Genomic DNA, 6,345 nt, shown 5'->3' with positions numbered 1-6,345 from the left:
GATACCAGAAAAACCAAAGAAAGAAATAATTTATGGGAATGTTGCACTAGTCAATTTAGAAAAAAAGAAACGCGATAGAAGGAAGATAAAGTAAATACAAAAAAATAATATATGTAAAAAAATGGGAACAAACAACCATTTATTAAAGTTTGTCGTTTTGTCCCCAAAACTTAAAAGATGAATGGCAAAATTTTACTTATTTTTAATTGTTTTTACAGTTATGCAAAGCTAGTGTTCCCGACCCTGTGTCCCACAAAAACTCTATGCGCCTGCAATTTCTTCCGCATTTCTATTAATCTCGTCAATGATGCCGATAATTCTCCTGGCATCATCCATGTTGTCTTGGAACAAGCCGACAATGCTTCCGACTGTTTTGAATGGTTCTTGCTGCAATACTTTCTTATCCAGCATGCCGTTTTTCACGACATAATCGACAATCAATTTTACAAAGCGGATTTGGTTCAGATTTAACCGTTCCTCTGATAAAAATTCGGAGAATGCTGCATTGGCTGCTTCTGGGCTTAATCCTACGATTTGGCGGACAAGTTTTGTGATTGGTGTTTCTCCGAAATCTTTCTGATAATCGTCTTTTGTGCCAAGTTCTTTCCATAATATTTCTTCAAGCATTTCTACGTCCTGCTGCGTCAATGGTTTATTGTTGTTCAGTTTGTAGATGGCAAGTTGATCTTTATGTTGATTGAGGTAGTGGTGTACTTTTTTCTTATAGCTTTGCAGATCATTAACATGAAACATCGAGCTATTTTCTTTTACTTCTAGGATTTCATCTTGGAAGTTTGTATAATAAATTTTCTGAGTTTCTTTTTCTATAAATTTGATTAAATCTCGTAAAGCTTCACGGACTGAATCTAGTTCAAATATATCGGCACTATCCCAGAATTCTTCCATTAACACTTTTTCGATGACGTGCTTTTGTTCCAATACTTGTGGTATAGTGCCCAGTTTGGATAGAGCTTCGGCTGTTTTGATCACGCTTCGAATTGGTTTTGTTGCATTTTTTGTTTGCAGTTTTGCTAGTTCTATTGTGTACATGACTAAATCAAAGCGCTTAGCAAATTCATCATCGTTAATCGGAACAATGATTGGTGCGATATGGTCTTTGATCTCATTCGTATCTAGCACAGATAGCGTTGCCCAATTGTCACGATTTTTGAATTTATGGACGTATTGAATATGTTGGCGCACACGGAAGTTTTCATCATTTAATGCTAAAATATCGTTTGTAACCCCGCTAATCAGCTCATTTCGATGATCGATATATTCCACAGTTTGATAGTCAAGTCCTTGCAATTCGCGGATGATATCCACTTTTGCATTGAAAAGCTTCTCAGTGAGGCTTGCGCCCATTTTTCCATCCATTCCTTTTGGATTTTCACGGAAAAACTCGAAGTTTCCGCAATAATCAAAAATTAGAAAATGTGTTTTGTCCTCCCCTATTCCTAAAAGGTCCGGGCATAGTCTTGTACCACGGCCAATCATCTGCCAAAACTTTGATTTTGAACGAACCTTTTTAAAGAAAACTAGATTGACCACTTCCGGAATATCGACACCGGTATCTAGCATATCAACAGATATTGCAATTTGCGGCAGTCTTTTAATCTCGGAAAAGTCATCAATTAATGTTTGATAGTATTTAATACTATAATCGATTGTTTTGGCAAAATGGCCGCCATACTCTGGAAAAAGAATATCAAACCTTTTCGTGATTTCTTCCGCATGGTTATGATTTTTCGCAAAAATAATCGTCTTCCCTAACTTGTCTCCGCCTTCTACACGGGTTCCTCTCTCCATCAGGGTTTTTAAAACTGTATCAATCGTATCATGGTTAAATAACCATTCATTTAAAGCCGAACTATCAATATCTTCTTTTTCTTCCTCATCATCGAACGTTTCCTCAAATTGTTCTTTTTCCTCTTCAGATAAGTCATCATAGTGAATACCTTCCTCAAGGAACTTTAATTTTGTTTCAATCGTGCGATAGTCCACTAAATAGCCATCATTAACAGCTTGTTCCAACTCATATGCATAGGTTGGGACACCATTTTCAAGATCAAATACTTCATACGTGTTTTTATCAATTTCATCCTTTGGTGTAGCTGTTAGTCCAAGCAAAATTCCATCGAAATAATCAAAAATGCTGCGATATTTCTTGTAAATACTGCGGTGCGATTCATCAATGATAATGAGGTCAAAATGTCCAACCGTAAATAATTTCTTGCCATCTTTCCTTTTGACATCATCAATCGCATTCATCATCGTCGGGTAAGTAGAAAAGACGATTCTGCTTTCCTCTGGATTTTCTTTGTTATTTAAAAGATTGCACTGCGTGAGACTAGGCATTAATGTATTAAAGTTTTTGTAGGCTTGGTTAAGTAATGTCTTCCTATCAGCTAAGAATAAGATATTTTTGACCCAGTTATGACGAGTTAACACATCCACAATCGAAATGGCGGTTCTTGTTTTGCCGCTCCCTGTCGCCATTACTAGGAGAGCTTTGCGCTGGTTATGCGTTAATGCATCACATACCGCTAGAATCGCTTCTTTTTGATAATAACGATTACTGATCGAATCATTAATTTCGATATTTGTTAATGGCCGCTTCATTTCACGGCGGTCGATTAACAAACTTAATTCTTCTTTATTATAAAATCCTGATACTTTCCGTGGTGGGTACGGCTCGTGCCAAATATACGTTTCAAAGCCATTTGTATAAAAAATAATCGGCCGAGTGCCTGACATGTTTTCGATACAATCGGCATACAGTTTTGCCTGTTGGCGGCCAATTTTCGGATCCTTTGATGTCCGCTTCGCTTCAATAACGGCAAGTGGTTTTCCATTATCCCCGAATAAAACATAATCGACGAAACCAGACTCCGCTTTATTCGGCATCCCCACAACCGGATACTCGCGAACAATATTTTTATTGAACTCCCAGCTGGCTAGTTTTAAATCAAGATCAATATATTTTTGTCTTGTTTCAAACTCATTTAGCTCGTCCACTTGGAAATTGTACTCTTGTGTATTGTGTTCCCGCTTTTCTGTCACAGTTTTGCGAAGGTGTTCATTTTCCTTCATGATTTCTTCTAGCTTTTTATCCTTCGAACTTAATTGTTCATATAGATCCTTTAGTTCTTCCGGACGTACTCGCTTCTCTTCGCCGAACTGTAGGAGTGACTCATCAAAATCACCAGCTGAAAACTCATCAGAATAACAATAATCAATCCATGAAATGAACTGATGCAAATGATGGAGGGAAAGAACAGCCTCATCACGGGTAATCGGCGCATTCGTATGGACCGCCACATTCCCAAGTTTCACAATATATTTCATGAGCGGTAATAAATCTTCATCAATGATTGCTAGAAAGTTAGCATCATGAATCAAGCTTGATAGATTATCTTGATAAGGCACCTTAACGGCACTATCGTAACTGTAAACCCATTTGACGGCCAACTCGAGCGCACGGCGTGACTGAATGGCACTGACCGCCGGGCTGACAACTAAAGCTTTTTCCGCTTCAAAACAGGCTTTTGTAAAGCTGCGGTATTGGTTTTTGGTTTTCAGGAAACTGAAGTTGGACAAGGCTTTCCCTCCCTTGGTTATTGATTTGGGATTTTTACTTAGAAAATAATTTTCCTTTAAAGATCATTTGAATCAATGCATTATACATATTCTCAAGTTGAGATAATCCTGACTGTAATAATTCCTTTTGACGCTCTATTTGTTCTACCTTTTCAGCAAATAAATTTTGTAAATTAAGTGGTGGTACATACACTGAAATCTTATAGAACTCACTATGATTTAAATCTGGAATTGTTGAATTTCCTGCTCTTCTTAATAAATCCCATTGAATAAATTCAGTATTTAAGTAATATATTAAAAATAATTTCCCTAATAAATTCCTATTAAAGTCGATTAAAAAGAAATTATTATGAAATACTCCCTCCACATTTGATATAACCATTCCAGTATTGCCAGTTCGGGTCATAAGAATATCATCCTTAGTACATATAACATTAGGTTTTGGATTCTGAATGTATTCTTCTTCCTTATGCCCATTCAAGTATTGAACCGTAATATACTTGTAAGAGTTTTCAATCTCATACTTTAATCTTTTGGCTATAGGAATTTGCAACCCTTGTCTAACGGTCGTTACATCTCTAAAAGAACAAACATCCCAACCCTTTGGATTTGTAACTGGGTCCCCAAACATCTCCAAAAATACGCTTTTGGCTAGTTGGTTTAATTCTTTAATTTGAACTTTTCTTTTATTAATTAAGCCGTCTGCCTTTTCTAACAAGCCTACAATATCCTCTTGTATTCTTAATGGAGGTAGTGGAATTTTCAACTGATTTAACTTTGCTTTATTTAACGTTGCACCCATTACCGCTCTATCTGATAAGCCATCAAATCTAAGAGTTTTAAGGGCATAGAACAAAAATTCTGGTATTAGTTTATCTTTTTTAATAATTGGAAAAGAAGCAATCGCCTCATTTGTATACATATCTTCCTTCGTAATTGACAATTTACCAATGGATAGTTTAAAACTCATTAGTACAGTATTTTCGGGAACTATTTTCATATTTGTTTCCTTAATACCTAAATCAGTAATTTCTTCTTTAGTTTCAAAAATATATTTACTTTTCATATCAGAAATAGAAATCCACTTTTTCCCTTCACCCCAATACTTTTCATTGGCTCTAGATGGAGTTTTGCCAATATTAATTTCACAAAGTTTATTTAGATTTACTAATTCCATTATTATTTTACCTGCCCAATAATTTCTTTTAGTTCTTTAATCCCTTTAGTTATTTCAATTTCTAACAATTCAATTTTTTTAAATATAATACTGGGTGCTTCAAACTCCACTTCTTCATACTCAATCTCTTTATACTTATTAATCGACAAATCATAATCATTTCCCCTAAGTTCATCAACTGGTACAAAGAACGATTGCTCTGTCCGTTTCCGCTCTTTTTCCTCTTCTATATTATTAAATCTCGCAATAATATCTGGGATATCGTTGTCTTCAATTGGGCTACGTTTGTCATCGAGTGAGAAGCCGTCTGCCTTCATGTCATAAAACCAAACATTGTCTGTACCGCCTGCTCCTGTTTTTGTGAAAATGATGACAGCCGTTGATACTCCCGCATATGGTTTGAAGACACCACTTGGCATGGAAATGATCGCTTCTAGTTTATGATTTTCTATGATTTCTTTGCGAATTTGTTTATGGGCGTTGGAACTCCCGAATAGTACACCATCAGGAACGATGGCAGCGGCGCGGCCTCCTGCTTTTAACAAGCGTATAAATAATGAAAGAAAGAGCAGTTCTGTTTTCTTTGTTTTTGCAACTTTTAACAAGTCATTTGCAACAGCTTCATAGTCAAGTGAGCCTTTAAACGGTGGATTTGCTAGAACTAATGTATATTTTTCCTTGTCCTTATTTACTTCAGAAAGTGAATCTTTGTATTCAATATTGGGATTTTCAACACCATGAAGCATCATGTTCATGGCACCAATGCGAAGCATCGTCCGGTCCATATCATTACCGTAAAACATCGTATTGTTAAAATGCTCTTTCAATCCTTGAACCAAAAACAAATCGTTATGGTGGTCACGCAAATACTCACTAACTGCTACTAAAAAACCAGCAGATCCCATTGCTGGATCTATGATAATATCTTCTGGGGTTGGTTTCATTAGTTCAACCATCATCTTAATTATGTGTCGTGGTGTACGGAACTGCCCATTTGTGCCGGCTGCTGCGATTTTTGATAAAAGATACTCATATAGATCCCCTTGTGTATCACGTTTCTCCATTGGGATATTATCAATTCCGTCAATGATTTTGGCGAGCATATTAGCTGTAGGAATCATGAACATCGCATCACCCATGTACTTCGAATAAGCTGAGTCCTCGGTGCCATGGAGATTTTTTATAAATGGAAAGACTTCATCGGCTACGATTTTATACATTTCTTCCGGTGAGCCTAATTGCTTAAAACGATGCCAGCGTAGATGTTGTTTTTCTTTCGGGAAAGTCCCATCAAAGTCTAATCCGAGGAACTCTGCTTCTTTTTCCTTCGTTGTTTCAACTTCGTCTAAACCTTTAATAAATAGCAAATATGTAAATTGTTCGATCACTGTTAATGGGTTCGTAATCCCACCTGTCCAGAACGTCTCCCAGATTTTATCTACTTTATTTTTGATTTCACCTGTAATCATGATAAACCACCTTACACATTTATTAGAACCTATAAGTAATATTTAACTGATAGGTTAATTTACATAATTTAGTTTATCATTATTGATTATTGCAGATAA

At 36.2% G+C, this 6,345-nt stretch carries 3 protein-coding genes; all 3 read right to left on the bottom strand.

The genetic code is table 11. The features are described from left to right. Window positions 1–261: 261 nt before the first annotated feature. Genes P9E47_RS22730 through P9E47_RS22720 form a run of 3 tightly spaced genes read right to left on the bottom strand, consistent with a single transcriptional unit; the run spans window position 262 to window position 6,246 of the window. Window positions 262–3,600: a DEAD/DEAH box helicase family protein gene (locus P9E47_RS22730; protein ID WP_326165157.1), complete on the bottom strand. Its 3,339-nt coding sequence runs from the start codon at window positions 3,598–3,600 to the stop codon at window positions 262–264. Between the two features lie 34 nt (window positions 3,601–3,634). Then, on the bottom strand, window positions 3,635–4,777 hold the full coding sequence (locus tag P9E47_RS22725) for a restriction endonuclease subunit S (protein ID WP_326165154.1): 1,143 nt from the start codon (window positions 4,775–4,777) through the stop codon (window positions 3,635–3,637). A 2-nt stretch (window positions 4,778–4,779) separates the two neighbouring features. Further along, window positions 4,780–6,246 (bottom strand): type I restriction-modification system subunit M, encoded by a 1,467-nt coding sequence (locus tag P9E47_RS22720; protein ID WP_326165150.1) that lies wholly within the window; start codon window positions 6,244–6,246, stop codon window positions 4,780–4,782. Window positions 6,247–6,345 lie beyond the last annotated feature (99 nt).

Origin of the sequence: Schinkia azotoformans, assembly GCF_035811335.1 — a bacterium.
Taxonomy (GTDB): Bacteria; Bacillota; Bacilli; order Bacillales; family Bacillaceae_J; genus Schinkia; species Schinkia azotoformans.
Note: the sequence above shows the minus strand (reverse complement) of the source record. Positions and strands in the feature narration are given on the sequence as shown.